22 protein-coding genes and 1 pseudogene are annotated in these 24,582 nt (G+C 72.1%); 13 read left to right on the forward strand and 10 right to left on the reverse strand.

The features are described 5' to 3' along the window. Positions 1 to 1,138, reverse strand: a 1,138-nt coding sequence (locus ACFWR9_RS33905) for a PucR family transcriptional regulator ligand-binding domain-containing protein (RefSeq protein ID WP_383848990.1), incomplete at its 3' end; no start/stop codon positions are given. Between the two features lie 114 nt (positions 1,139 to 1,252). On the opposite strand from ACFWR9_RS33905, the gene ACFWR9_RS33910 reads away from it, so the two are divergent. Genes ACFWR9_RS33910 through ACFWR9_RS33920 form a run of 3 tightly spaced genes read left to right on the forward strand, consistent with a single transcriptional unit; the run spans position 1,253 to position 5,440 of the window. After that, positions 1,253 to 2,716 (forward strand): sodium:solute symporter, encoded by a 1,464-nt coding sequence (locus ACFWR9_RS33910; protein ID WP_383848993.1) that lies wholly within the window; start codon positions 1,253 to 1,255, stop codon positions 2,714 to 2,716. Positions 2,717 to 2,768: 52 nt separating this feature from the next. Further along, a complete protein-coding gene (gene speB, locus ACFWR9_RS33915; RefSeq protein WP_383848995.1) occupies positions 2,769 to 3,758 on the forward strand; it encodes an agmatinase in 990 nt (329 codons plus the stop codon). After that, positions 3,755 to 5,440 (forward strand): thiamine pyrophosphate-binding protein, encoded by a 1,686-nt coding sequence (locus tag ACFWR9_RS33920; RefSeq protein ID WP_383848998.1) that lies wholly within the window; start codon positions 3,755 to 3,757, stop codon positions 5,438 to 5,440. Before speB ends, ACFWR9_RS33920 begins: the two co-directional genes overlap by 4 nt. 5 nt (positions 5,441 to 5,445) lie before the next feature. On the opposite strand, the gene ACFWR9_RS33925 is transcribed toward ACFWR9_RS33920, so the two are convergent. The 5 genes and pseudogenes from ACFWR9_RS33925 to ACFWR9_RS33945 form a co-directional block, all read right to left on the reverse strand. Continuing rightward, a complete protein-coding gene (locus tag ACFWR9_RS33925) occupies positions 5,446 to 6,279 on the reverse strand; it encodes an endonuclease I family protein (protein ID WP_383849001.1) in 834 nt (277 codons plus the stop codon). A gap of 590 nt (positions 6,280 to 6,869) precedes the next feature. Next, positions 6,870 to 7,289: pseudogene (locus tag ACFWR9_RS33930) on the reverse strand (hypothetical protein); the annotation flags it as partial. A gap of 33 nt (positions 7,290 to 7,322) precedes the next feature. Next, entirely contained in the window at positions 7,323 to 7,931 is a 609-nt protein-coding gene (locus tag ACFWR9_RS33935) for a TetR/AcrR family transcriptional regulator (RefSeq protein WP_383849004.1), read from the reverse strand. Positions 7,932 to 7,935: 4 nt separating this feature from the next. Beyond that, a complete protein-coding gene (locus ACFWR9_RS33940) occupies positions 7,936 to 8,274 on the reverse strand; it encodes a DUF397 domain-containing protein (protein ID WP_383849007.1) in 339 nt (112 codons plus the stop codon). Next, positions 8,243 to 9,037, reverse strand: coding sequence for a helix-turn-helix domain-containing protein (locus ACFWR9_RS33945; protein WP_383849009.1), 795 nt, complete (start codon positions 9,035 to 9,037; stop codon positions 8,243 to 8,245). Before ACFWR9_RS33945 ends, ACFWR9_RS33940 begins: the two co-directional genes overlap by 32 nt. Positions 9,038 to 9,199: 162 nt before the next feature. Here ACFWR9_RS33945 and ACFWR9_RS33950 point away from each other — a divergent pair, with 162 nt between their 5' ends. The 7 genes from ACFWR9_RS33950 to ACFWR9_RS33980 all read left to right on the forward strand — a co-directional run bounded on the left by ACFWR9_RS33950 (position 9,200) and on the right by ACFWR9_RS33980 (position 16,948). Then, positions 9,200 to 9,526: a hypothetical protein gene (locus ACFWR9_RS33950; protein WP_383849012.1), complete on the forward strand. Its 327-nt coding sequence runs from the start codon at positions 9,200 to 9,202 to the stop codon at positions 9,524 to 9,526. Then, positions 9,523 to 9,804 (forward strand): hypothetical protein, encoded by a 282-nt coding sequence (locus ACFWR9_RS33955; protein ID WP_383849014.1) that lies wholly within the window; start codon positions 9,523 to 9,525, stop codon positions 9,802 to 9,804. The genes ACFWR9_RS33950 and ACFWR9_RS33955 overlap by 4 nt, the downstream gene beginning before the upstream one ends. 8 nt (positions 9,805 to 9,812) lie before the next feature. After that, the gene (locus tag ACFWR9_RS33960; protein ID WP_383849015.1) at positions 9,813 to 9,980 is read left to right on the forward strand and encodes a hypothetical protein; all 168 of its coding nucleotides are present in this window, start codon (positions 9,813 to 9,815) and stop codon (positions 9,978 to 9,980) included. Positions 9,981 to 10,159: 179 nt separating this feature from the next. Next, a complete protein-coding gene (locus ACFWR9_RS33965; protein ID WP_383849018.1) occupies positions 10,160 to 11,149 on the forward strand; it encodes an esterase-like activity of phytase family protein in 990 nt (329 codons plus the stop codon). 90 nt (positions 11,150 to 11,239) lie between these two features. Beyond that, positions 11,240 to 14,959: an ABC transporter ATP-binding protein gene (locus tag ACFWR9_RS33970; protein WP_383849021.1), complete on the forward strand. Its 3,720-nt coding sequence runs from the start codon at positions 11,240 to 11,242 to the stop codon at positions 14,957 to 14,959. A 77-nt stretch (positions 14,960 to 15,036) separates the two neighbouring features. Next, a complete protein-coding gene (locus tag ACFWR9_RS33975; protein WP_383849024.1) occupies positions 15,037 to 15,429 on the forward strand; it encodes a hypothetical protein in 393 nt (130 codons plus the stop codon). Between the two features lie 94 nt (positions 15,430 to 15,523). Then, complete coding sequence (locus ACFWR9_RS33980) at positions 15,524 to 16,948, forward strand: S28 family serine protease (protein WP_383849026.1); 1,425 nt, start codon at positions 15,524 to 15,526, stop codon at positions 16,946 to 16,948. Positions 16,949 to 16,970: 22 nt separating this feature from the next. On the opposite strand, the gene ACFWR9_RS33985 is transcribed toward ACFWR9_RS33980, so the two are convergent. Then, positions 16,971 to 17,642, reverse strand: a complete 672-nt coding sequence (locus tag ACFWR9_RS33985) for a hypothetical protein (protein ID WP_383849029.1) — start codon at positions 17,640 to 17,642, stop codon at positions 16,971 to 16,973. A gap of 124 nt (positions 17,643 to 17,766) precedes the next feature. Beyond that, complete coding sequence (locus ACFWR9_RS33990; RefSeq protein WP_383849032.1) at positions 17,767 to 19,614, reverse strand: glycoside hydrolase family 3 protein; 1,848 nt, start codon at positions 19,612 to 19,614, stop codon at positions 17,767 to 17,769. Positions 19,615 to 20,135: 521 nt separating this feature from the next. Here ACFWR9_RS33990 and ACFWR9_RS33995 point away from each other — a divergent pair. Continuing rightward, positions 20,136 to 20,654, forward strand: coding sequence for a toxin-antitoxin system HicB family antitoxin (locus tag ACFWR9_RS33995; protein WP_383849035.1), 519 nt, complete (start codon positions 20,136 to 20,138; stop codon positions 20,652 to 20,654). A 91-nt stretch (positions 20,655 to 20,745) separates the two neighbouring features. Further along, positions 20,746 to 21,588, forward strand: coding sequence for a DUF4097 domain-containing protein (locus tag ACFWR9_RS34000; protein WP_383849037.1), 843 nt, complete (start codon positions 20,746 to 20,748; stop codon positions 21,586 to 21,588). Between the two features lie 8 nt (positions 21,589 to 21,596). Here ACFWR9_RS34000 and ACFWR9_RS34005 read toward each other — a convergent pair whose 3' ends face one another. Continuing rightward, on the reverse strand, positions 21,597 to 22,514 hold the full coding sequence (locus tag ACFWR9_RS34005; RefSeq protein ID WP_383849040.1) for a LysR family transcriptional regulator: 918 nt from the start codon (positions 22,512 to 22,514) through the stop codon (positions 21,597 to 21,599). A 131-nt stretch (positions 22,515 to 22,645) separates the two neighbouring features. Here ACFWR9_RS34005 and ACFWR9_RS34010 point away from each other — a divergent pair, with 131 nt between their 5' ends. Then, positions 22,646 to 23,587 (forward strand): EamA family transporter, encoded by a 942-nt coding sequence (locus ACFWR9_RS34010; protein WP_383849043.1) that lies wholly within the window; start codon positions 22,646 to 22,648, stop codon positions 23,585 to 23,587. Here the strand turns inward: ACFWR9_RS34010 and ACFWR9_RS34015 are convergent. Next, positions 23,571 to 24,371, reverse strand: a complete 801-nt coding sequence (locus tag ACFWR9_RS34015) for a sugar phosphate isomerase/epimerase family protein (protein WP_383849046.1) — start codon at positions 24,369 to 24,371, stop codon at positions 23,571 to 23,573. The two genes, ACFWR9_RS34010 and ACFWR9_RS34015, sit on opposite strands and share 17 nt — an antisense overlap. Between the last annotated feature and the right edge of the window lie 211 nt (positions 24,372 to 24,582).

Consider the following 24,582-nt stretch of genomic DNA (forward strand, 5'->3'; position numbering starts at 1 on the left):
TGACCCGCCCGCGGCCCGGGGGGGGGCGGCGCCGCCCGCCCCCCCCCCGGCCCTCGGGCGCGCACGCCGGTGAGGCCGGGACGAGTACCCGTACGACGTCTTCGGCCGCGTCGACGAGCGGGGAGCCGAGGGCCGCGCCCAGTGCGGAGGCGGAGACCGGGTCGGGTGTCCCGGTGTTCGGGCGGGCGTGGACGACGTGCCAGTGGGTGACGCCCTCGCCGCCCCCTCCGCCGAGGAGCGGTGCGGCCTCCTCGGGGCGGGCGCCCAGCAGCAGCCGTACGAGTGCCGAGGAGCGGGCCGCGCCCGTGCCGCTCTGGTGCTCGCCGGTGAGGAGGGAGAGCAGGACGGCGGCGACCGACGCGATGGTGTGGTCCCCGGATTCCCGGTGCGGGGCGGCGACCCCGAGGACGAAGTCCTGCCCGGTGCCGAGTGCGTACGCGGCGAGGTGGGTGCCGGCGACCGTGTCCGTGGCGGTGGTGGAGGTGTGGCCGGTGACGAACCGGGACAGTTCCGCCAGCGCCCGCCGCACCTCGCCCCCGGGCTCCCGCCCCGCGGCCGCGATCTCCGTACCCTCCGGCCCGTACAGCACCGCCCGCCCGTCGAGCCGCCCGGCCAGCCGGCGCAGCACCGACGGCACCGGGTCCGGACGGGAGGCCGCGGCGGCCAGACCCTGCTGCGCCTCGGAGACCCGGCGCAGCTCGGCCAGCCGGGCCCGCGCCATCAGCTGCCACACCGCGCGGGCCACGCCCGAGAACGTCGTCCTCGGCGGTACCTCCACCAGCGGCAGCCCGTACGCCTCGCAGGCCGCGACCAGCGCCCCGGGCACGGTGTCGTGCACGGGCGCCAGCCCGAAGCCGAGCGCCGCGCCGCCCGCCGCGACGATCCGCGACACGTAGTCGTCGAAGTAGGACCCCGAGCCCGCCTCCTCCGGAACGTGCACCCCCGCCGTGAGCAGCAGCTCGCCGCCCAGCAGGTACGGATAGGGGTCCGACATCTCCGAGGTGTGCGCCCAGTGCACCCGCACGTCCGCCGCCGCGGGCCCGGCGATCTGGCGCAGGCCCAGGTCGTCCCGTGACAGCAGTGCCGCGAGTGACACCGGGGGAGTGGGAGGCGTGGGCGGGGCGGGCGACTCCTGCATGATGGACGTTTCCTCCATTCGAGCGATCCCGAATAGATGAAACGTACACTTCGCAGTCGCTTTTCAGCCACCTAGTGTCAACCCGGACCGAGTGCGCGAAGGAGGGCTCCCCCCATGGCCGTCGACTACATCGTGATCGTCGTCTATCTCGCCGGCATGCTCGCCATGGGCTGGTGGGGCATGCGCCGCGCCAAGTCCAAGAGCGAGTTCCTGGTCGCCGGCCGCCGGCTCGGCCCCGCGATGTACTCCGGGACCATGGCGGCGATCGTCCTCGGCGGCGCGTCCACCATCGGCGGCGTCGGCCTCGGCTACCAGTACGGCTTCTCCGGCGCCTGGATGGTCGTCACCATCGGCCTGGGCCTGCTCGCCCTGTCCGTCTTCTTCTCCGCCCGCATCGCCCGCCTGAAGGTCTACACCGTCTCCGAGATGCTCGACCTGCGCTACGGCGGCCGGGCCGGCGTCATCTCCGGCGTCGTCATGTGGGCGTACACCCTGATGCTCGCGGTCACCTCGACCATCGCCTACGCCACGATCTTCGACGTCCTCTTCGACGTGAACCGCACCCTCGCGATCATCCTCGGCGGCTCCATCGTCGTCGCCTACTCCACGCTCGGCGGCATGTGGTCCATCACGCTCACCGACATGGTGCAGTTCGTCGTGAAGACCATCGGCGTACTGCTCCTGCTGCTGCCCATCGCGGTCGTCAAGGCCGGCGGCTTCAGCGAGATGAAGGCCCAGCTGCCCACCGAGTACTTCGACCCGCTGGGTGTCGGCGGCGAGACGATCTTCACCTACGTCCTGATCTACACGTTCGGCATGCTCATCGGTCAGGACATCTGGCAGCGGGTCTTCACCGCGGGCAGCGACCGCACCGCGAAGTGGGGCGGCACCATCGCCGGCACCTACTGTCTCGTCTACGCCGTCGCCGGCGCCGTCATCGGCACCGCCGCCAAGGTGCTCTACCCGAACCTCGCCAGCCCCGACGACGCCTTCGCCACCATCGTCAAGGACGAACTGCCCATGGGCGTACGCGGACTGGTGCTCGCCGCCGCCCTGGCCGCCGTGATGTCCACCTCCTCCGGCGCCCTCATCGCCTGTGCGACCGTCGCCAACAACGACATCTGGTCCCGGCTGCGCGGCGTGATGCGCAAGGAGGACGGCGAACACGACGAGGTGAAGGGCAACCGCGCCTTCATCCTCGCGATGGGCGTCGCGGTCGTCGTCATCGCGATCGCCCTCAACAACGTCGTCGAGGCCCTCACCCTCGCCTACAACCTCCTCGTCGGCGGCCTCCTCGTCCCCATCCTCGGCGGACTGCTGTGGAAGCGCGGCACCGCGCACGGCGCCCTCGCGGCCGTGGCGGTCGGCGGCCTCACCGTCGTCGGCCTGATGGCCGGCTTCGGCGTCCTCGCCAACGAGCCGATCTACTACGGCCTGCTGGCCTCCCTCGTCGTCTACGTCGCCGTCTCCCTGGCCACCCGCCCCACCGACGAGGCGATCCTCGCCGCGTGGCGCGAACGCCTCGCCGGGCGGTCCCCCGAATCCCCGTCCGAACCGCCGGTCCCGGCGCACCAGTAGAGTCGGACAGCAGTAGTACATACGCGACGAAGCGTAAGAAGGAAGGCAGTACATGAGCAGCAACGAGACGCCCCGCGGCCCCGTCGACTCCTCCCGGGTCCCGCGCTACGCCGGACCCGCGACCTTCGCCCGGCTGCCCCGCCTGGACGAGGTCAACACCGCCGACGTCGCCGTGGTCGGCGTACCGTTCGACTCCGGCGTCTCGTACCGGCCGGGCGCGCGGTTCGGCGGCAACGCCATCCGCGAGGCCTCCCGCCTGCTGCGCCCCTACAACCCGGCGCAGGACGCCTCCCCCTTCGCCCTCGCCCAGGTCGCCGACGGCGGCGACATAGCGGTGAACCCCTTCAACATCAACGAGGCCGTCGAGACCGTGGAGGCCGCCGCCGACGACCTCCTCGGTACCGGCGCCCGCCTGATGACCCTGGGCGGCGACCACACCATCGCCCTGCCGCTCCTTCGCTCGGTGGCGAAGAAGCACGGCCCGGTCGCCCTGCTCCACTTCGACGCCCACCTGGACACCTGGGACACCTACTTCGGCGCCGAGTACACGCACGGCACGCCCTTCCGGCGCGCGGTGGAGGAGGGCGTCCTCGACACGTCCGCGCTGTCCCACGTGGGCACCCGCGGCCCGCTGTACGGCAAGCAGGACCTCACGGACGACGAGAAGATGGGCTTCGGCATCGTCACCTCCGCCGACGTCTACCGGCGCGGCGCGGACGAGGTCGCCGACCAGCTCCGCCAGCGCATCGGCGACCGTCCCCTCTACATCTCCATCGACATCGACTGCCTCGACCCCGCCCACGCGCCCGGCACCGGCACCCCCGAGGCGGGCGGCATGACCTCCCGCGAACTCCTCGAGATCCTGCGCGGGCTGGCATCCTGCAACCTGGTCTCCGCCGACGTCGTCGAGGTGGCCCCGGCCTACGACCACGCCGAGATCACCTCCGTCGCGGCCTCCCACACCGCGTACGAACTCACCACGATCATGTCCCGCCAGATCGCGCAGGCCCGCGCGACGGACCAGGAGACCGAGAGCAAGTGACCCACGACCACGACCTGGTACTCCGTCCGACCGCCGCCCAGACGGAGGCCGCGCTGAACCCTCCCCCCGGCCGCAACGGCGGAGACCTGGTCGTGGAGACCCTGGCCGGGCTCGGCGCGACCACCGTCTTCGGCCTGCCCGGCCAGCACGCCCTCGGCATGTTCGACGCGCTGCGCCGCTCGGACCTGCGCTACATCGGCCTGCGGGTCGAGAACAACGCCGGTTTCGCGGCCGACGCGTACGGCAGGATCACCGGCGAGGCGGCCCCGCTGCTGCTGTCGACCGGCCCCGGCGCGCTCACCTCGCTGGCCGCGCTCCAGGAGGCGCGGGCGGCCTCCGCCCCGGTACTGGCGATCAGCAGCCAGGTCCCGACGGCCGGCCTGGGCGGCGGCCGCCACGGCTACCTGCACGAACTCCCCGACCAGGCGGCGTCCTTCCGGGGTGTGGTGAAGTCCGTCCACACCGTCCGCACCCAGTCCCAGATCCCGTCCGCGATCGCGGAGGCGTGGACGTCCGCGCTGACCGTCCCGCACGGGCCGGTGTGGGTGGAGATCCCGCAGGACGTCCTCCTGTCCGAGACGCCGATCCCGGTGGTGACCGGCGGCGACACCTTCCCCGAGGAACTGCCCCCGCGCCCCGAACTGACGGCGGTGGCGGCCGACTTGCTGTCCCGCGCGGAACGTCCCGCGATCATCGCGGGCGGCGGAGTCGTACGCGCGGACGCCTCGGGCAAGCTGAGGCAGCTCGCGGAGCGGCTCGCGGCCCCCGTCGTCACGACCTTCGGCGGCAAGGGCGCGTTCCCGTGGACGCACCCCCTCTCCCTCCAGTCCTGGCTGGAGGACCGCCACACCACGGACTTCCTGGAGGACGCCGACGTCCTCCTGGTGGTCGGCTCGGGCCTCGGCGAACTCTCCTCCAACTACCACACGTTCGCGCCGCGCGGCCGGGTGATCCAGATCGAGGCCGACCTCGGCAAGCTGGAGTCCAACCACCCGGCCCTCGGTATCCACGCCGACGCCCGCCTCGCCCTCCAGGCCCTGCTGGAGACGGTGGCGGACCGCACCGACCCCACCGCCGCGGAGCGTGTACGGGAGGTACTGGACAAGGTGCGCGAGCGCATCGAGTCCCAGGAACTCACCCTGGAACAGGACGTCCTGGCGTCCGTCCGGGGAGCCCTCCCGCCCGGCGCCCCGTCCTTCTGGGACATGACCATCCTCGCCTACTGGGCGTGGTCGGCCTTCGACGCCAAGGCCCCCAACACCATGCACTCGGCCCAGGGCGCGGGCGGCCTCGGCTACGGCTTCCCGGCGGCCCTCGGCGCCGCGGCCGCCGACCCCACCCGTCCGGTCCTCGCGGTCTCCGGCGACGGCGGCGCCCTGTACTCCATCGCCGAACTGGCCACCGCCCGCCAGTACGACCTGAACGTCACCTGGCTGATCGTCGACGACGGCGGCTACGGCATCCTGCGCGAGTACATGACCGACGCCTTCGGCCAGCCGACGGCCACGGAACTGACCCGCCCGGACTACGTGGCACTGGCTGAGTCCTTCGGCGTTCCCGGGGTGCGTACGTCCCCGGAGACCCTCCAGACGGACCTCGCGAAAGCCCTCGCGGCCCCGGGACCGTCGGTGATCGTCCTCCCCGCCGTACTGCGCATGTTCGCGCCGACGCACCTGGGGTGAGGTGCCTACCAGATCGCCTCGACCCACTCCGGGTGGTCGACGAACGGGTTGCGGTTGTGCTGGTAGGAGTCGTAGATGACCTGGTTGCGGCGCTCCTCGAAGACGTCCGGCGGGTCCTCGTCGTTCCACGCCTTCAGGACGGCGAGCTTGCCGATGTACGGGCTGCTGCCGTTGTCGACGCTGCCGTTGACCTCCAGGTCGGCCCAGCCGTCGCCGCCCTCGTAGCGGACCGCCATGTAGAAGATCATGCGGGCCACGTCGCCCTTGACGGCGTCCCGGGGCTCGAAGGAGTCGGAGTCGGTGAGGCTGCCGCCGCTGTCGGTGAAGCCGCTGCCGCCGTTGTCGAAGTCCTTGTTGCCCCGGACGCTGTTGACCCGTACGTCTTCGGGACGCAGGTGGTGCAGGTCCGTGCCGGGCCCGGTCGAGGTGCCGAAGTCGCCGTGGGACTTGGCCCACACGTGCTCGCGGTTCCAGTCGCCGGTGTCGCCGCCGTTCAGTGACTTGCTGCGGGAGATGCCCGAGTAGAGCAGGATCACGTTGCCGCTGTTGGCCGGGTCCTGGTCGGTTGCCTTCAGCGCGTCCCAGACCGCCGAGTACGAGAGCTTGGTCTGGTCGCTGATGATGGTGTGGAGGGACGACTTGAGGCCGGCACCGGTCTTGCCGACCACGTCCTTGTAGTAGGTCGAGTCGTAGTCCGTGGTCGTGGTGGTGGCCGTCGTCGCCGTGGCCGGGGTCGCCGTGGCCGGGGTCGCGGCCAGGGAGGGGGCGGCGAGGCCGGCGAGGGCGGCGGCCGTGGCGAGGGCCGCCGCCTTCCTGCGCCGTGTGCGTATCGCGAGCATGTGGGGTGTCCGATCTACGCGGATTGAAGAGAGCGGTGGATCGAGCGTGACATGGACATGAGGGAGGCGAGGTGTATGAGGCGTGTCGATTGCGTGTCGGGTGCGGCGGCGGAGGTCAGTTCACGTCCGAGGGCCCAACCGGTAGACGGACGAGGCGCTTCCGGACGAGCAAGTCGCGCCGTACGCGCTCTCCTCGACGGCCGTGCCGTGCCCCTGCACCCACGGGGACACCTCGGAACTGACCCCGGAGCCACCGCCCATCCCCCGCCCATGCCTCCACCGACCTGGACGTAGTGCAACTCGCCCTTCTTCACGAGTTCCTTGAGCCGCGCGAGGGTCATCGCGTTGTCGCGAACTGGACACCGCGAGCAGCACTTGGCGCCTTCCTGGTGCTGCTTCGGACAGGCGATCAGCTCACTGCTCGCGCCACGCATGCCGCCTCCGCCGAAGTCGTCGGCACCACCGGGCGGTCGCCCGTGCCCGTGCTGCCGCCTCCGCCTGCGCTCGTGCTGCCGTCCCCGTTGGTGCTACTGCCCGTGTCTGTGTTGCCACCCGTGCCCGTGCTGCCGTCCGTGCCCGTGCTGCCGCCTGATCGGGGTCAGCGCCAGCACCAGCGCGGCGACCGCTGCCGCGCCGTGCCCCCCCACACCCGCTTCACGGAGGCGTGCAGGATCCAGATCGTCGCCAGGGCGGCCACGATGAGCGGCAGCATCATCTGCCAGGTCGCGTATCCGAGGAGGCGGCACGGCGGGCCCATGACCATCAGGGCGAAGGGCAGCTCGACGGTCAGGAAGTTCCCCGCGTCCAGTGAGCCGAAGAACCACGCCTTCCAGCTCTCTCCGTGCCGCCGAGTACGGCGGCGCTGTAGAAGCTGTTCAGGCCGGTCCCGGACAGGTTCCAGGAGTACAGAGCCCCGCCGCCAGGGCGAGGATCGCCGGCAGGACCGGCAGCGACCATCGTGGCGCGCCGGGTGCGGGAGACGGTACGGGCGGCTCGGCGGACGCGCGCAGCGGAGGGGGTGAGCTGTGGATCCCGTTTCGGGATCACTCAGGCGTGGCCCACGGGGCGAGCAGGTCGCGCAGCAGCTCGGTGAAGGCCCCGTCCAGGGTGGCTTCCCACTCCTCGTCGCCGACGGCCTCGGGGCAGAGGGCGGCAGGACGGGCGATCCACAGGATCTTCCAAGGTCTGGAGTACAACACGGGGTCGCTCCAGACCCCGCCGTGCGGGGCGAGGGGGTGCAGCAGATCGCTGACGCGTTCCGTCACGACCCGCACCAGGGGACCGTCGGTCGCTGTGTGCGCCTGGGGGAGCACCTTGGGGGAGGTGCGGGCGACGGCCGCTGCCGTGGGATGGCCTCGGACGACGCGTACGACCTGTGACAGGTGCTCGGTGATTCCCGGAACGGTGCCGTCGCTGGGGTGTGTGCGGTCCGCGACGTCGAAGGCGTGCGAGAGTTCGCTCGTCAGCGCGCGCCGATGAAGCGCGGAGGCCGTCTTCCAGTTCGCGTAGAGGAAGTTGCGCGAGATTCCGCAGGCGCGGGCGATGGAGGTCAGGGACACGTCCAGGCCATCGGTGCGCATGAGGGTGCGCACCGTGCTGATCACATGCCCAGTGCTGAGAGGGTCGCGGTCGTGCCAGGGGGGCGGGCTCATGGCCCTATGGTCGAAAAATCGTGAGCACTTGGGAGGTGTTTGTCACTGGGGCACTCGGATGAGCGACTGGAGGACAGTCTGGGGCGAGGTGTTCACGCTTTAGAGGGAGGGGGTCTTCCTTGAGGGCGGTGATGAAGGAAGTCCAGCCGACCGCCGAGAAGACCAGCGCCGGCCCACACGGCACCTTCGAATCACGGACGGGTATCCCCGCAGGGTGACCGTCCACCACCTCCAGGCAACTGCCGCCATCGCTGTTGCTGTGAGTCGAACGCCGCCACCCTTCCAGTGCGGCGGCGTTCGGGAAGCTGTGGTCAGTCATGGTGTCCGTAGTCCTTCGCAACATCTCTGAGTAGGGACAGCGAGTCCTTGAGTGACATCGAGTCGCTCAGTGCGAGAGCGTAGCGAGTCTCGAACTCGCGAACCACGGACGGCGAGTCGTGAAGCTTCCCGATTCCCAGCCCTTCGGTGTACGCCACGGGAGGCTGGTCCTCGAACCGCATCAGCGTGAGCATGCCGTCCATCAAGGGATGGAAGCCGATGTCCTGGGGAAGGACGTGCACGCGGATTCGCCCGCGTTCGACCAGGCGTGCCAGGTGCATTACCTGTTCCGCCATCACTTCAGGGCCGCCGACGACTCGGCGCAGCACCGCCTCGTCCAGCAGCGCCCATAGTGCCGGACTGCCCGAAGCTTCGAGGATCTTTGCCCGCTCCAGCCGTGTGACAACGAGCCTGTCACATTCCTCTTCACTCCGAGGGATGAAGGACGTGCCCATAATCGCGCGCATGTACTCCTCTGTCTGGAGGACGCCGGGCACATAAGACAACGCGAACTCCTGGATGGAGACGGCCTGTTGTTCGAGGTGACGCGCCACCGTGAAGTAGTCCGCGACCGCCACCTCCTCCTCCGGAAGGAAGCTGCTCAGCACATTCCCCGTGTTCAGGGCCGCGTCCAACCGTCGTGCGTCCTCCTTCGACGGCACCCGGCGCCCCGCCTCGATATGGGCGATGTGCGACCGCGTCATGATGGTCACGTCGGCCAGCTGCTGCTGCGTCAGGTCGGCCGCTTCGCGCTGCTGCTTGAGCCAGTCGCCGTAGATGTTGCTCATCCGTTCGACTCCCATGTGACAAAGGCGCCGTCACATCCGCACCCCTGGCGAGCCTAGCTCCGGCCGTCTCACTCTGTATGCGCATCGCTACGGAAAGCGAGGCCCCCGCGACCGTCGCACCGGTCCGGGGGCATGGCCACCGATCACTACGGAGTCGACGACATGCGTCACCGTATCGCCCGCATCGCCGGGCCGCCCCTGCTTCTGCTGCTCAACCTCCTGTTGCCGGGCTCGGGGCGGCGGCGCCGACGGCGCCCTCCGGCGACGGCGCCCACCGCACCCCCGTGCGTCGCGGACGCCACCACTCACCGCGCCGGCATGCCCGCCCTGCGCGGTGAGGACAACGCCCTTGTACGTCCCTACCTGCTGGCACACGAACTGCGCGAGGAGGCCAGGCGGCAGCGCGCCCGGCGTCGCGCGCTGTGGTTCGCGGTGCACGGGATCGACCTCGGACCGCGTGTGATCCACGGCGTGGAGGTGGCCCGGTGAACGACGGCACGCACCCGGCCCGGCTGCTGCCCTGGGTGGGCTCCGAGGGCAAACGCTGCTACCTGCTGACCGACGGCGACGGACCGCTGTCCCGGCTCGCCGATGTCATCGAGACCGCCCAACTGGACATGGCGGAGGACCTGCTGGAACACGCTGCCGACCTGCTCGCCGACGCGCGGGCGACGCCCGAGCAGCTCCGGTTCCTGCTGAACCGGATGCGCGAGGCGCTGACGGACGTGCACCGCGTCGCGGAGAGCCGGGGCATGAGGTTGCGCTGAAGCGGGCGTTGGCCGAGCAGCGCGAGCAAGGCCTCCTTGAGTTCGGCGAGTTGAGCGCGATACCCGGCGTTGAAGGCGGCCAGTTCCCACGTGCCGAGGTTTTTGTCGAGGGCGACGGCAGCGGGGGCACCACGGCGGGTATCGCGCGGAACAGTTCGCTCATCGCCTTCGCGTGAAGAGGCCCAGTTGGTGAGGAACTTCAGCACCCGCAGGGTCGCGTACAGCCGCCCGGCCAGCTCCTGACCGCTTTCCTCCTGCTCTGGCATGACTCATTACCTGCCATGGGAACGCCTGCGCATCCCACCCTTCGAAAGCGGCCAACTTCCGGCCATGCCTCCGCCCTAGAGTGACGCCCATGCGCCCGAGAACCCTCCGAACCGTCCTCGCCACCCTCACCGCGAGCGTCGCGGCGGCCGGCTGCCTGACCGCCGCCGGACCGGCCGCCGCGCAGGAGCGGTCTCCGCGGAACGACTGCTCGCCCTCCGTCTCGCTGGCCGGCTTCTCCGACGCCCTGGACAAGACCACCTACGGCGACACCTACGTCGGAAACCTCTCCGCCCTCTCCCGCGACCGGCACGGCTCCCTGGCCGCCGTCTCCGACCGCTCCGTCCTCTTCCGGCTCGATGCACGGACTCTGAAGCCGCAGGGTGTGATCGCGCTCGCCGACGAGAACGGCGCCGCGCTCGACTCCGAGGGGCTGGTCGTCGACCGCGACCGCACGTACCTCGTCTCCTCCGAGACCGAGCCGTCCATCCGCCGCTACTCCCGCACCGGCAGGGTCCTCGACCGACTCCCCGTACCGGACGCCCTCCGCACCGCTCCCGCCGGGCGCGCCCAGGCGAACGGCAGCTTCGAGGGACTCACGCTCCTCCCGGGCGGCCGGACCCTGCTCGCCTCCATGGAGTATCCGCTCGTCGGCGACCCCGCCGACCTGGTCCGCTTCCAGACCTGGCAGCGGACGGGGCGCGGCCACTTCCGGCTCGGCGCCCAGTACACCTACCGGACCGACACCGGCCTCGGCGTATCCGAGGTCACCGCGACCCCCGACGGGCGGCTCCTGGTCCTGGAGCGAGGCTTCACCTCCGGCGTCGGCAACACCGTCCGCCTGTACCTGGCCGACCGGCGCGGCGTCACACTCGGCAAGACCCTCCTCGCCGACCTCGCCGACTGCCCCTCCCTCGGCGCCACCGCCAAGCAGCCCCAGCCCAATCCGATCCTCGACAACTTCGAGGGTATGACCGTCACCGGTCGGAGCAAGGGCCGTCTGGACGTCCTGATCGTCAGCGACGACAACCAGAACGCCGTACAGACGACCCGCTTCCTCCGGCTCCGCGTGCGCGCCTGAATTTGTTGCGGCGGGATGAAATTCCCGCTCGCCCGTGTTGGTGCCTTCCGGTAGATCAGGTGAGCAGGACGACCGACCGGAGGGCACGGCGTGGACGCGCAACGGGGATGGACACGACGACTGGCGGGATACGCCTGGCGCTACCCCAAGGACGTCGTCCTCGCCCTCGGCGCCTCGCTGGGCGGCATGGCCGTCATGGCCCTCGTCCCCCTGATCACCAAGGTGATCATCGACGACGTGATCGGCGACAGGACCAGGGACATGGCCGTCTGGGCCGGTCTCCTCGTCGGCGCCGCGGCCGTCGTCTACGTCCTGACCTACATCCGGCGCTACTACGGCGGCCGGCTCGCCCTCGACGTCCAGCACGACCTGCGCACCGACATGTACGGGACGATCACCCGGCTCGACGGACGGCGGCAGGACGAGCTGTCCACGGGGCAGGTGGTCGGCAGGGCGACCAGCGACCTCCAGCTGATCCAGGGCCTGCTCTTCATGCTCCCGATGACCATCGGGAACGTCCTGCTCTTCCTGATCTCCCTGGTCATCATGGCGTGGCTGTCGCCGCCGCTGACGCTGGTGGCGATCGCCGTCGCCCCCGCGCTGTGGTTCATCGCCCGCCGCAGCCGCAGCCGCCTGCACCCCGCCACCTGGTACGCGCAGGCCCAGGCCGCCGCCGTCGCCGGCGTGGTCGACGGCTCGGTGAGCGGCGTACGCGTGGTGAAGGGCTTCGGGCAGGAGGACCAGGAGACCGGGAAGCTCCGGGAGGTCGGGCGCAAGCTCTTCGCCGGGCGGCTGCGGACGGTCAGGCTGAACGCCGCGTACACCCCGGCCCTCCAGGCGGTCCCCGCGCTCGGCCAGGTCGCCATGCTGGCCCTCGGCGGCTGGCTCGCGGTGGGCGGGCACATCACCCTCGGCACCTTCGTGGCCTTCTCCACCTACCTCGCCCAGCTGGTCGGCCCGGTCCGCATGCTCGCCGTCGTCCTCACCGTCGGCCAGCAGGCCCGCGCCGGCACCGAACGCGTCCTGGAGCTGATCGACACCGAGCCGTCGATCGAGGACGGCACCAAGACCCTGCCCGCCGACGCGCCCGCGACCGTCGAGTTCGACGACGTGTCCTTCGGCTACGACGCCGAACGGCCCGTCCTCGACGGCCTCTCCTTCGAGATCCGCGCCGGCGAGACCCTCGCCGTCGTCGGCTCCTCCGGTTCCGGCAAGTCCACGGTGTCGCTGCTCCTGCCGCGCTTCTACGACGTGACGCGCGGCGCCGTCCTCGTCGGCGGCCACGACGTGCGCGAGCTGACGACCGACTCGCTGCGGGCCGCCGTCGGGCTGGTGCCCGAGGACTCCTTCCTCTTCTCGGACACGGTCCGCGCCAACATCGCGTACGGCCGTCCGGACGCCACCGACGAGGAGGTCGAGGCCGCCGCGCGGGCGGCACAGGCGCACGGGTTCGTCAGCGAGCTGCCCGACGGCTACGACACGACCGTCGGCGAGCACGGCCTGACCCTCTCCGGCGGCCAGCGCCAGCGCGTCGCGCTCGCCCGCGCCATCCTCACCGACCCCCGGCTGCTCGTCCTCGACGACGCCACCTCCGCCGTGGACGCCCGCGTGGAGCACGAGATCCACGAGGCGCTGAAGCAGGTCATGCGGGGCCGCACCACGCTCCTCATCGCGCACCGCCGCTCCACGCTGGGCCTCGCCGACCGCATCGCGGTCCTCGACCGCGGCCGCCTCGCCGACCTCGGCACCCACCAGGAACTCCAGCAGCGCTCCGCCCTCTACCGCCGCCTGCTCACCGACCCCGACGAGCTGGGCGGCGTCTCACCGGGGCACACCCCCGCCGCCGGACCGCGGGAGGACATCTCCGTCCGCGAGGAACTGGACGCCGAGTTCGACGCCGAGCGCGGGGTCACCCCACGGCTGTGGACCGGCGACCGCACCCCGAAGGACACCGCCCTCGCCGGCACCCCGGCCACCCCCGAACTGCTCGCCCAGGTCGACGCGCTGCCCCCGGCCAACGGCACCCCGGACGTCGACGAGAGGCGGGCGGTCCAGCCGGAGGAGTCGTACGGTCTGCGCCGCCTGCTGCGCGGCTTCCGCACCCCCCTGCTGATCAGCCTCGCCCTCGTGGCCGTGGACGCCGGGATGGGCCTACTGCTGCCGGTGCTGATCCGGCACGGCATCGACGAGGGCGTCACCCAGCTCGCGCTCGGCGCGGTCTGGGCGGTCTCGCTGCTCGGCCTGCTCGCGGTGCTCGCCCAGTGGACGGCGCAGACCGGCGAGATCCGCATGACCGGCCGGACGGGGGAGCGGATCCTGTACTCGCTCCGCCTGAAGATCTTCGCCCAGCTCCAGCGGCTCGGCCTCGACTACTACGAGCGCGAGCTGACCGGCCGGATCATGACCCGGATGACCACCGACGTGGACGCGCTGTCGACGTTCCTCCAGACGGGACTCGTCACCGCCTTCGTCTCGGTCGTCACCTTCTTCGGCATCCTGGTCGCCCTCCTGGTCATCGACGTACAGCTCGCCTTCGTCGTCTTCGCGACGCTGCCGCCGCTGATCATCGCCACGTACTTCTTCCGCAAGGCCAGCGTGAAGGCGTACGAGCTGGCCCGGGAGCGGGTCTCCACGGTCAACGCCGACCTCCAGGAGTCGGTGGCGGGGCTGCGGATCGTGCAGGCGTTCCGGCGCGAGCGCGACGGCGGGCGGCGGTTCGCCGAGCGCAGCGACGGCTACCGGCAGGCCCGCATCCGGGGGCAGTGGCTGATCTCGATCTACTTCCCGTTCGTGCAGCTGCTCTCCTCGGGCGCCGCCGCGGCCGTACTGATCGTGGGCGGCGGACGGATCGACGACGCGACGCTGACGACCGGCGCGCTGGTGGCGTACCTGCTCTACATCGACCTGTTCTTCGCGCCCGTCCAGCAGCTCTCCCAGGTCTTCGACGGCTACCAGCAGGCGGCCGTCTCGCTGGGCCGCATCCAGGAGCTGCTGCGCGAGCCGACCTCCACCCGGGCCGCCGAGAAGCCGGCCGAGGTCACGTCCCTGCGCGGCGAGATCGCCTTCGAGGACGTGCACTTCCGCTACGGCGCCGAGGAGGAGGCCCTCACCGGCATCGACCTGCGCATCCCCGCCGGGCAGACCGTCGCCTTCGTCGGCGAGACCGGCGCGGGCAAGTCGACCCTGGTGAAGCTGGTGGCCCGGTTCTACGATCCGACCGGCGGCCGGGTCACGGCCGACGGGCAGGACCTGCGCGCCCTCGACCTCACGTCCTACCGGCACCGGCTGGGCGTCGTCCCGCAGGAGGCGTACCTCTTCCCCGGCACCGTGCGGGACGCCATCGCCTACGGCCGCCCGGACGCCACCGACGCCGATGTGGAGGCGGCGGCGCGGGCGGTCGGCGCGCACGAGATGATCGCCACGCTCACCGGCGGCTACCTCCACGAGGTCGCGGAGCGGGGCCGCAACCTCTCCGCCGGGCAGCGGCAGTTGATCGCGCTGGCCCGCGCCGAGCTGGTCGACCCGGACGTGCTGCTCCTCGACGAGGCGACGGCCGCGCTGGACCTGGCCACGGAAGCACAGGTCAACCAGGCCACCGACCGGATAGCGGGGCGGCGTACGACGCTGGTCGTCGCCCACCGGCTGACCACGGCCGCCCGCGCGGACCGCGTCGTCGTCATGGACGGCGGGCGGGTCGCCGAGGACGGCACGCACGACGAACTGCTGGCGCTCGACGGACGGTACGCGCGGCTGTGGCGGGCCTTCGTCGGCGCGGCGGAACCCGAGGAGCCGGTCGGCGCGGCACACTGACGCTCGCGCAACCATTCGACACCCGGCACGCGTCCGTACATCCGTACGTCAGTGACCGCCGTACGGAGGGGACCACAGTGGGCCGAGCCGGTGCTGGGACACGACGCGGACTGGCGCTCGGCACGGCCGTGTTCGTGGCGGCCGGGCTGCTCGCCGTGGCGACGCCGCAGGAGGCACAGGCCGCCACGGCGTGCTCGGGCCGCAAGGTGCGCACGCTCCCGTTCGCGACGGGATCGGTCCTCGTCCACAAGCGCGGCGGCTACGTCTGTGCCGTGACCGTCCCCAAGAAGCCCGGCACCAAGCGGCAGATGTCCGTGAGTGTGCGGGCGCGCGGGGGCCGTGCGGTGGTGGACTCGGGGCGGTACGCCTACCGGGCGGGGCCCGTGACGGTGCACGCCGGGAAGCGCTGCGTGTGGGTGACCGGCAAGGTGTCCGGCCGCTCGGTCAGCTCCGGCTGGGTCCTCTGCTGAGGCAACCCCCGCCTGCCATTTCCTCATCTCCCCTGGTGTGCACGTGTCTTGCTCCGATAGCTTCCGGCGGACATCCGTTTCACAGGGAGGGTGCATGCGCAAGGCGCTCAGATGGCTGCTGGCGCTCGTGGTGCTCATAGGCACCGTCAGCACGGCGGGGGCGGCCACCGCCGCCGAGCCGAAGGCCGTCGACATCAAGGACCGGCTGCTGTCCATACCGGGCATGAGCCTCATCGAGGAGAAGCCGTACACCGGCTACCGCTTCTTCGTCCTCAACTACACGCAGCCGGTCGACCACCGGCGTCCGTCCAAGGGCACGTTCCAGCAGCGGATCACCGTCCTGCACAAGGACGTGAACCGCCCGACGGTCTTCTACACCGGCGGCTACAACGTCTCCACGAACCCGAGCCGGCGCGAGCCGACCCAGATCGTGGACGGCAACCAGGTCTCCATGGAGTACCGCTACTTCACCCCGTCGAGGCCCGCGCCGGCCGACTGGTCCAAGCTGGACATCTGGCAGGCGGCCAGTGACCAGCACCGCATCTTCAAGGCCCTCAAGCCGGTCTACTCGAAGAACTGGATCTCCACCGGCGGCTCCAAGGGCGGCATGACCGCCACCTACTACGAGCGCTTCTACCCGCGCGACATGGACGGCGTCGTCGCCTACGTCGCCCCCAACGACGTGGTCAACCGCGAGGACTCGGCCTACGACCGCTTCTTCGCCCGCGTCGGCACCGAGGAGTGCCGGGACAAGCTGAACGGGGTGCAGCGCGAGGCGCTGGTGCGCCGTGCGCCGCTCAAGGAGAAGTACGAGGCGTACGCGGCCGAGAACGGCTACACCTTCGACACCATCGGCAGCCTGGACCGCGCCTACGAGGCCGTCGTCCTCGACTACGTCTGGGGCTTCTGGCAGTACAGCACCCTCGACGACTGCGCCGACATCCCGGCCGACGCCAAGAACGCCACCGACGAGGCGATCTGGGGCTCCGTCGACTCGATCTCCGGCTTCTCCGCCTACACCGACCAGGGCCTGGAGAGGTACACGCCGTACTACTACCAGGCGGGCACCCAGCTGGGCGCCCCGACGATCCACTTCCCGCACATCGAGAAGAAGTACATCCGCTACGGCTACCAGCCGCCGCGCAACTTCGTGCCCCGGTCGATCCCGATGCGGTTCGAGCCGTGGGCCATGCGGGACGTCGACCGCTGGGTGAAGCACCACGCCCGGCAGATGCTGTTCGTCTACGGCGAGAACGACCCGTGGGGCGCCGAGCCCTTCCGCCTCGGCCACGGCGCGCGCGACTCCTACGTGCTCACCGCGCCCGGCATGAACCACGGGGCCAACGTCGCCGGTCTGGTGCCCGGCCAGAAGGCGAAGGCCACGGCCCGCATCCTCGACTGGGCGGGCGTCGCCTCCGACAGGGTCCAGGAGAACCCGTCGGCGGCCAAGCCGCTGGCGACGTTCGACGCCAAGCTGGACCAGCGGGACGTCGAGCGCGAGCCGGCGCTGCGCCCGTAGCGCGGTGACTGTGCCCGGCCGCTCACAGGGGCCGGGCACAGCCCACCGGCCGGGCGCCGCCGAGGCGGACGTACAGGCCGGTCGAGGCGGGACAGTCGGCCCGGTCCGCGACCGCCTCGACCACCTTGAACTGGGGCTCGCGTTCACCCGTGCCGTCGCACGCGGTCTCCCGGACCTTGCCGTCGCCGGTGTCGTGGACGCAGTCGCCGACGATGGTGCGCGGTCCGCCACCGCCGCCCGGGTCGCCGGGGTGCGGTGGCTGGAGCTTGCGCATGCAGGCGTAGCCCCGGGGCACGGTCCCGTCGCCGTCCTCGTCGGCGGAGGGGCGCTGCTCGCTGATGTGCAGGACGAAGTCGGTGGTGGCGGGGCACGGCGGCCCGTCACTCGCGCGGCCGTCCTCCCGGGCCACGACCCGCGCCGCCGCCCGCTCGCTGTCGCACGGCACCTCGGTGGAGCTGACCGTGCCGAACGAGCCGCACTCGTCGACCGCCAGGAACACCGCCCCGTACCCGGACGTCGGCACCGCGGCCGCCGCCGACCGCGACGCCGTGGCCCCGCCGGACCGCCCGTCCCCGGAGGCCGTGCCGCCGGTCTCACCGCCCGCCGGGCCCGCCGGACTCTGGCAGCCCGTCAGCAGCACGGTGCACAGCACCGACAGCGCCCACCGCACTCCCGCGGCCCGTCTCTCACGCATCGCCGTCCCCCTGGATCCCCGGTCCAGCGTGACCCGCCGCAGCGGGCGCACGCCAGACGCGCGGGGTGCTTCGGGCACGGTCGCCGGGGGCGCCCCCGGCGCGTGACGTAGGCCGCGCTACGCCCTACGACCGGTAGGACAGCCCGTGCCCGAGGGGGAACAGCACCGTGTCCGGATCGTCCGCCCGGACCACCGGCACCGGCAGCTTCCCGCGCGGCCGTACCCGCCCGGCGATCACCCGGGCCGCCGCCCGTACCTCGACGTCGGTCCAGGAGTAGGCGGCCAGGTGGGCGCGCACGCCGGGGAGGTGGGCCACGTCGTACGGGTTGCGGATCGCGACCGCGACGACCGGTTTCCCGGTCTCCAGCAGCCGCGTGACCAGGGTGCGCTGTCTGCTGGCCGCCGTGACGTTGTACGTCGCGACCACCACCGCGTCGGCGTCCCCGGCGGCCGCGACCGCGCCGTCGATCACGGCGGCGGAGGGGGCGGTGCCGGTGGACAGTGCGGTGGCCGTGAAGCCCAGTTCCGTCAGCGCGCCCGCGAGCACCCCCGTGGGCGGCCCGGTCGTGCCCGACGGCGAGGCGGGGTCGGCGCCCACGACGAGCACCCTGCGGTGCTCGCGCCGCGACAGCGGCAGCAGCCGGTCCTCGTTGACCAGCAGGGTGGTGGTGCGCTCGGCGATCCGGTCGGCCGCCGCCAGGTGCCCCCGGGTGCCCACCGTCCGGTCGACGTCCCGCCGGCTGGTGTAGGCGTCCCGGAACAGCCCCAGCTTCGCCTTCAGCCGCAGCACCCGCAGGATCGATTCGTCGAGCCGCGCCTCGGTGAGTTCACCGTCCCGTACGGCCGTCAGGACCGCGTTCCAGGCGAGGTCCAGGTGCGGCGGGTTGAGCAGCTGGTCGACGCCCGCCTTCAGCGCCAGCACCGGCACCCGTTCGTCGCCGTACTTGGTCCGCACGCCCTGCATGCCGAGCGAGTCGGTGACCACGACCCCGTCGTAGCCCAGTTCCTCGCGCAGGATGCCGGTGAGGATGGGGCGGGAGAGGGTGGCCGGGTCGCCGGAGTCGTCGAGCGCCGGGACCACCAGGTGCGCGGTCATGATCGCGTCGATGCCGGCGTCGATCGCCGCGCGGAAGGGCGGCGCGTCCAGCGTCTGCCACTCCTCGCGGGTGTGTGTGATCTCCGGCAGCCCGGTGTGGCTGTCGGTGGCGGTGTCGCCGTGCCCGGGGAAGTGCTTGGCGCACGCGGCGACCCCGGAGCGCTGGTACCCCGTCACCTCGGCGGCCACCATCTCCGCCACCGCCTCCGGATCGGCGCCGAAGGAGCGCACGCCGATCACGGGGTTGGCCGGGTTGACGTTCACGTCGGCGTCGGGGGCGTAGTCCTGGCGGATGCCCATCGCGTGCAGCTCGGCGCCGGCGATCCGGCCGAGGGTGCGGGCGTCGGACCGCGATCCGCCGGCGCCGATGGCCATCGCGCCCGGGAAGAGGGTGGCCGGCTCGCCCACGCGGGCCACTATGCCGTGTTCCTGGTCGGTGGAGATCAGCACCGGGAGGCCGCGCGGCAGCTCCAGGGAGGCCTGCTGGATGCCGTTGGAGAGGTCGGCGATCTGGTGCGGGTCGCGGGTGTTGTGCGCCCAGGCGAAGTAGATGACGCCGCCGACCCGGTACTTGGCGACCAGCTCGGCCGCGGTGCGGACGCCGATCTCCTTGAGGTTGGCGTCGATGTCGGCCTGGTCGGGGGCGGTGGCGGAGTGGCCGTAGACCCGCATGACGAAGAGCTGGCCGACCTTCTCCTCCAGCGTCATGCGGGAGATCAGGGCGCGGAGCCCCGCGTCGTCGGGCCGGTGCGGGTCGGCGTACGCCGTGCCGCCGCCGGCCGCCAGGGCCGCGGTGACGACCGCGGTGGCGGTGAGGACGGTACGTCTGGAGGGGTGTGCGGTGCTTCCCGGGCCGGCCGTGCTGCTGTGGTGCACGTGCGCTCCTTCCGGAGTGATCCGCTGGGGATCGCTGGAGAGCTGCTGAAGGAAACTGCCAAGGAGCCACCAATATCCAGGAAGTTTCTGCCAGTCAAGGGAGCGCACAGGAGTCGCCCGAAGCTGTGCGGGGCGGGGTGGAGGGCCGCCGTCGGCGCTAGGGAGGGGGCGCGCCGACGGCGACGTGCTGCCGGCCGCGGTGCGGCGTAAGGGTGGCCGACGCCGTGCCACGGAGACTCGTCCGGCAGCGTGCGGGTTGGACGGGTGGGGTGGGGCCGGGGTTCCCGGTTCCGGTGGACGTGCGGGTGGCAAGTGTGGCGCTGGGTGGTGCCATGTGGCGCCACGTGGCACCGGATGATGCCATTCCGCACTTCTATGGGCAGCCGAAGCGGTGCGGCGTCCAGGTCGGCCAGGTCGATGTCATCCCATCTTCGCAGGTCAGAGGCCGACGCACTGCCCAGGCGGTGGCAATGGCGCCGGGCGGCTTGCGTATGGGGCCATCATGGTGCCATCATGACGTCATGGACCTCACGCCGTATGTCGACACCCTCCGCCGCGAACTCGCGGTGGCCGCCGAAGCCGGCGGTGAAGAAGCCCGCGAGCTGGCCGAACGGCTCACCGCCCCACTGGAGTCGGCGACCAGGCTGACCATGCTCAACGTGCTCTCCGCGGCGATGGACGAGATCACCCGCGAGCTCGCCCCGGGCTCTGTCGACCTGCGGCTGCGGGGGCTGGACCCCGACTTCGTGGTGACCGTGCCGCCCACCGACGGCGGCGGCCTCGGGGAGCCGGCCGCGCCCCTCGAACCGCTCAGGGCGCAGCCACCCGCCGAAGGCGACGAGGGCGGCACCGCCCGCGTCAACCTGCGCCTGCCCGCCCATCTCAAGGCGCGCGCCGAGGAGGCCGCGAACCGCGAGGGGTTGTCGGTCAACGCCTGGCTGGTGCGGGCCGTGTCGGCCGCCGTCGAGGGCGGCGGCCGCCCGCGCACGACGGAACGCACCCGGAACGTCGGTCAGAGCTTCACGGGCTGGGTGCGCTAGGAACTCGCGCGCGCCGTACGCCCGCTCCACCTCACCCACACCACGTCCCACCAGCGGGGACGACCCAACGACTCATGAGGACGGGACAGCCATGCCTTCTTTCGACACTCCCGAACCGATCTCGGTCACCGCGCACGTGGAGGCCGGTTCCATCCAGTTCACGGCGGGCGACCGCACCGACACCGTCGTCGAGGTCCGGCCCCGCAACGAGAAGAAGGACATCGACGGCCGCACCGCGGAACAGACCGAGGTCACCTACGCCGGCGGCGCACTGACCGTCAGGACCCCCAAGGCCGGCCTGTTCGGCCGCTCCGGCACCGTCGATGTGACGGTCGAACTGCCCGCGGGCTCGCGCGTCGACCTGACCGGCGCCTGGACCCAGGTGCTCGGCGAGGGGCGGCTCGGCGAGGTCCGCTTGAAGGTCTCGTCCGGCGACGTCCGCTTCGACGCGACCGGCCCGCTGAACCTGACGGCGTCCCACGGCTCGATCACCGTGGACCGCGTCGAGGGCGCCGCGGAGATCGCCACCAGCTCCGGCAGCCTGCGCGTCGGCCTGCTCGACGGCTCCGCCGTCCTGAAGAACTCGCACGGCACCACGACCGTCGGCACCGCCGTCGGGGAGCTGCGGGTCAACGGCGCCAACGGAGACATCGACGTCGCCCGCGCCGAGGACTCCGTCACCGCCACCACGGCCCACGGCACCCTGCGGGTGGGGCGCGTGACCCGCGGCTCCGTCCAGTTGCAGACCAGCTACGGCGCCATCGAGGTCGGCGTCGCCGGGGGCACGGCCGCCTGGCTCGACGTCAACTCGGGCTCGGGGCAGGTGCGCAACACGCTCACCTCGTCCGGGAGCCCGGAGAAGACCGAGGAAGCCGTCGAGGTCCGCGCCCGCACCCGGCACGGCAACATCGACATCCGCCGCGCCCGCGACTGAGCGCCCGCCTACGGGACGGTGTGCGCCGAGGCCGCCGGCCAGTGGGCCCGCAGCGTGCGTACCGTCTCCGCGATCGCCGGACGGCGCGCCGCGCCCGCCCGCCACAGCGCGTACAGCCGCCGTACCGGCATCGGGTCGAGCGGCACCTCCACCACCCCGGCCGGCAGCGGGCCGCGCCCCAGCCGGGGGATCAGGGCGATGCCCAGCCCGGCCGCGACCAGGGCGACGAGCGTCGGATTCTCGTCCGCCTGGTGGACGATGTCCGGCTCGTGCCCGGCGCCCCGCAGGGTCCGCATCAGCCAGTCGTGGCAGACCCGGCCGGGCGGCTGGCAGATCCACCGCTCCCCGCCCAGCTCCGCACGCCGGACGGCGGCCCGGCCGGCGAAGCGGTGCCCCTCGGGCACGAGCAGATCGCACAGGTCCTCGCCGATCGGCGCCTGCTCCACCCCGGCCGGGGCCGGCAGCGGGGCGATGTCCCAGTCGTGCGCCACCACCAGGTCGACGGCGCCCTTCGCCACCAGGTCCACGGACAGATGCGGGTCGACCTCGGTGAGCCGGGCGTCGAGCGCGGGATGGCGCGCGGCCAGGTCGGCCAGCACGGAGGGCAGCAGACCGCGCGCCGCCGACGCGAACGCGGCCACGGTCAGCCGGCCCGACGGCACCCCGCGCCGCTCCTCAAGCCGGGTCTCCGCCCGCTCCACCAGGGCCAGCAGCTCGACGGCGGTGGCGGCCAGCTGCCACGCCTCGTCGGTGAGCCGGACCCCGCGCCCCTCCCGCTCCAGGAGCACCGTCCTGGTCTCCCGCTCCAGCTTGGCGATCTGCTGCGACACCGCGGACGGCGTGAAGCCGAGCGCGGCGGCGGCCGCGCCCACCGTGCCGTGCACGGACACGGCGTGCAGGGCACGCAGACGCTGAAGATCGAGCACGACGCCTCCCGGCTCCCGACGGATCACGAACAGTGAGTGTGAGTGTTGCTTCAAACAATTAGTGCTGCTTCATCCAACCATGCAGCAATCATCGCTGGTGCTACACAGTCCGGCGGCGCGATCCTCAACCCATGCGACCTTCCCACCTCCTCCTCGCCGTGCTCGTCGCCGCCGTCTGGGGCGTGAACTTCACGGTCATCGAGATCGGCCTCGACCACTTCCCGCCGCTGCTCTTCTCCGCCCTGCGCTTCCTGGCGGCCGCGCTGCCCGCCGTCTTCCTGGTGGGCCGGCCCAAGGTCGCGTGGAAGTGGATCGTGGCGGTGGGGCTGGTGCTGGGCGTGGCCAAGTTCGGCCTGGTCTTCGTGGGCATGGACGCGGGCATGCCGGCCGGCCTGTCGTCCCTGGTCCTGCAGATCCAGGCGGTGTTCACCGCGGTGATCGCCGCCGCGGTCCTCGGCGAACGCCCCTCCCGGGTCCAGGCGGCGGGCATGCTCGTCGCGCTGGCCGGCATCGGTGTGGCGGCGGTCGACGAGGGCGCGTCCGGCCCGCTGGGCGCCTTCGTGATGGTCGTCGGGGCGGCGGCCGCGTGGGGGCTGTCCAACGTCCTCACCCGCAAGGCGTCCCCGCCCGACGCCCTGAACTTCATGGTGTGGGTGTGCACCGTCCCGGTGCTGCCGCTGCTGGCCCTCTCGCTGCTGACGGAGGGCCCGGCCGAGGACCTCGCAGCACTGCGCGGCCTGGACTGGCAGGGCGCGGGCACGATCCTCTTCGTGGCCTGGGTCTCGACCGCCTTCGGCTTCGGCGCCTGGGGCTGGCTGCTGCGCCGTCACCCCGCGTCGACGGTCGCGCCCTTCTCGCTCCTGGTCCCGGTCTTCGGGATGTCCTCGGCGGCCCTCTTCCTCGGCGAGGCGGTGACACCGCTGCGCTGGTGCGCGGCGGCACTCCTGGTGGGCGGGGTGGCGCTGACGACGCTCACGGCGGGCCGGCGCGCACCCGGCCGGATCCGCGCCCGGGGCGGGGCGCCGGCCACGGCGGAGCGGCCGGTCGCCCCGGCGCTCAGGCCGCGTCGGTGAGCAGCCGGGCGAGGTGCTCGCGGCCGCCGGCCAGCAGGTCGGGCAGCGGGGCGGCGGACTCGTACCACCGCTTCTCGTACTCCCAGCACAGCCAGCCGTCCCAGCCGTGCCGGGAGAGGACGTCCACCACCTCGGTGAGCGGCAGCACGCCCGCGCCCAGCGGCAGCGGTGTGGTGTCCTCGGCGGAGGCGATGTCCTTGACCTGGACGTAGCCGAGGTGCGGGGAGAGGGCCGCGTACGACTCGAAGGGCTGCTCGCCGCCCAGCCAGGTGTGCATCACGTCCCACAGCGCGCCGACCTGGAGGTGCCCGACCAGCCCGAGGACGCGCATCGCGTCGGCGCCCGTGCGGTGCGAGTCGTGGGTCTCCAGGAGGATGCGGACGCCGAGGTCGGCGGCGTACTCGGCGGCCGTGCCCAGTCGCCGGGCGGCCGTCGCGTCGGCCTCCTCGGCGCTCTGCTCGGTGCCGCCGCCGGGGAAGACGCGGATGTACGGGGCGCCCAGCTCGTGGGCGAGTTCGAGCAGGGCGCGGACCTCGGCGAGGACCGGCTCGTCGGCGCCGGGCGCGGCCACCCTCGCGTACCCCGCCACGCCGAGCAGTTCCACGCCGGACGCCTTGAACTCGGCCGCCACGGACGCCCGTTCGTCCGGTGACAGGCCCGGGTGCACCGGTTCCTCCGGATGGGCGCGCAACTCGACACCGTGGTAGCCGTGCGCGGTCGCGAGGCCCAGCACATCGGTCAGGGGCAGCCCGGGGACACCGAGGGTGGAGAACGCCAGCTTCATGACCCCGGAGCGTACCCGCCCCCGCCGCCCGCACTCCTGCGCGCCGGTCGGGTGTCGGGGAGGGTGCCTTTCGCGCCGTCGGCACCATCAGCCCGTCCGGCGCCTGAAGACGAGCCCGCCGTCCACTTCCAGCCCGTCAGGCGCCTGAAGACGAGTCGCCGCCCACTCTCAGCCCGTCCGGCGTTTGAGGACGAGGCCGTCCAGGCCGAAG

The organism is Streptomyces sp. NPDC058534 (assembly GCF_042717365.1).
In the GTDB taxonomy this organism is placed as follows: Bacteria; Actinomycetota; Actinomycetes; order Streptomycetales; family Streptomycetaceae; genus Streptomyces.

Bases quoted from the DNA above. Each gene is read 5' to 3' on its own strand.
- ACFWR9_RS34000 (WP_383849037.1), top strand. From the start codon at position 20,746: ATGCCTTCTTTCGACACTCCCGAACCGATCTCGGTCACCGCGCACGTG.
- ACFWR9_RS33940 (WP_383849007.1), bottom strand. From the start codon at position 8,274: ATGTTGCGAAGGACTACGGACACCATGACTGACCACAGCTTCCCGAAC.
- ACFWR9_RS34010 (WP_383849043.1), top strand. From the start codon at position 22,646: ATGCGACCTTCCCACCTCCTCCTCGCCGTGCTCGTCGCCGCCGTCTGG.
- ACFWR9_RS33980 (WP_383849026.1), top strand. From the start codon at position 15,524: ATGCGCAAGGCGCTCAGATGGCTGCTGGCGCTCGTGGTGCTCATAGGC.
- ACFWR9_RS33935 (WP_383849004.1), bottom strand. From the start codon at position 7,931: ATGAGCCCGCCCCCCTGGCACGACCGCGACCCTCTCAGCACTGGGCAT.
- ACFWR9_RS33950 (WP_383849012.1), top strand. From the start codon at position 9,200: ATGCGTCACCGTATCGCCCGCATCGCCGGGCCGCCCCTGCTTCTGCTG.
- ACFWR9_RS33945 (WP_383849009.1), bottom strand. From the start codon at position 9,037: ATGAGCAACATCTACGGCGACTGGCTCAAGCAGCAGCGCGAAGCGGCC.
- ACFWR9_RS33985 (WP_383849029.1), bottom strand. From the start codon at position 17,642: ATGCGTGAGAGACGGGCCGCGGGAGTGCGGTGGGCGCTGTCGGTGCTG.
- ACFWR9_RS33910 (WP_383848993.1), top strand. From the start codon at position 1,253: ATGGCCGTCGACTACATCGTGATCGTCGTCTATCTCGCCGGCATGCTC.
- ACFWR9_RS34015 (WP_383849046.1), bottom strand. From the start codon at position 24,371: ATGAAGCTGGCGTTCTCCACCCTCGGTGTCCCCGGGCTGCCCCTGACC.
- ACFWR9_RS33925 (WP_383849001.1), bottom strand. From the start codon at position 6,279: ATGCTCGCGATACGCACACGGCGCAGGAAGGCGGCGGCCCTCGCCACG.
- ACFWR9_RS33995 (WP_383849035.1), top strand. From the start codon at position 20,136: ATGGACCTCACGCCGTATGTCGACACCCTCCGCCGCGAACTCGCGGTG.
- speB (WP_383848995.1), top strand. From the start codon at position 2,769: ATGAGCAGCAACGAGACGCCCCGCGGCCCCGTCGACTCCTCCCGGGTC.
- ACFWR9_RS33965 (WP_383849018.1), top strand. From the start codon at position 10,160: ATGCGCCCGAGAACCCTCCGAACCGTCCTCGCCACCCTCACCGCGAGC.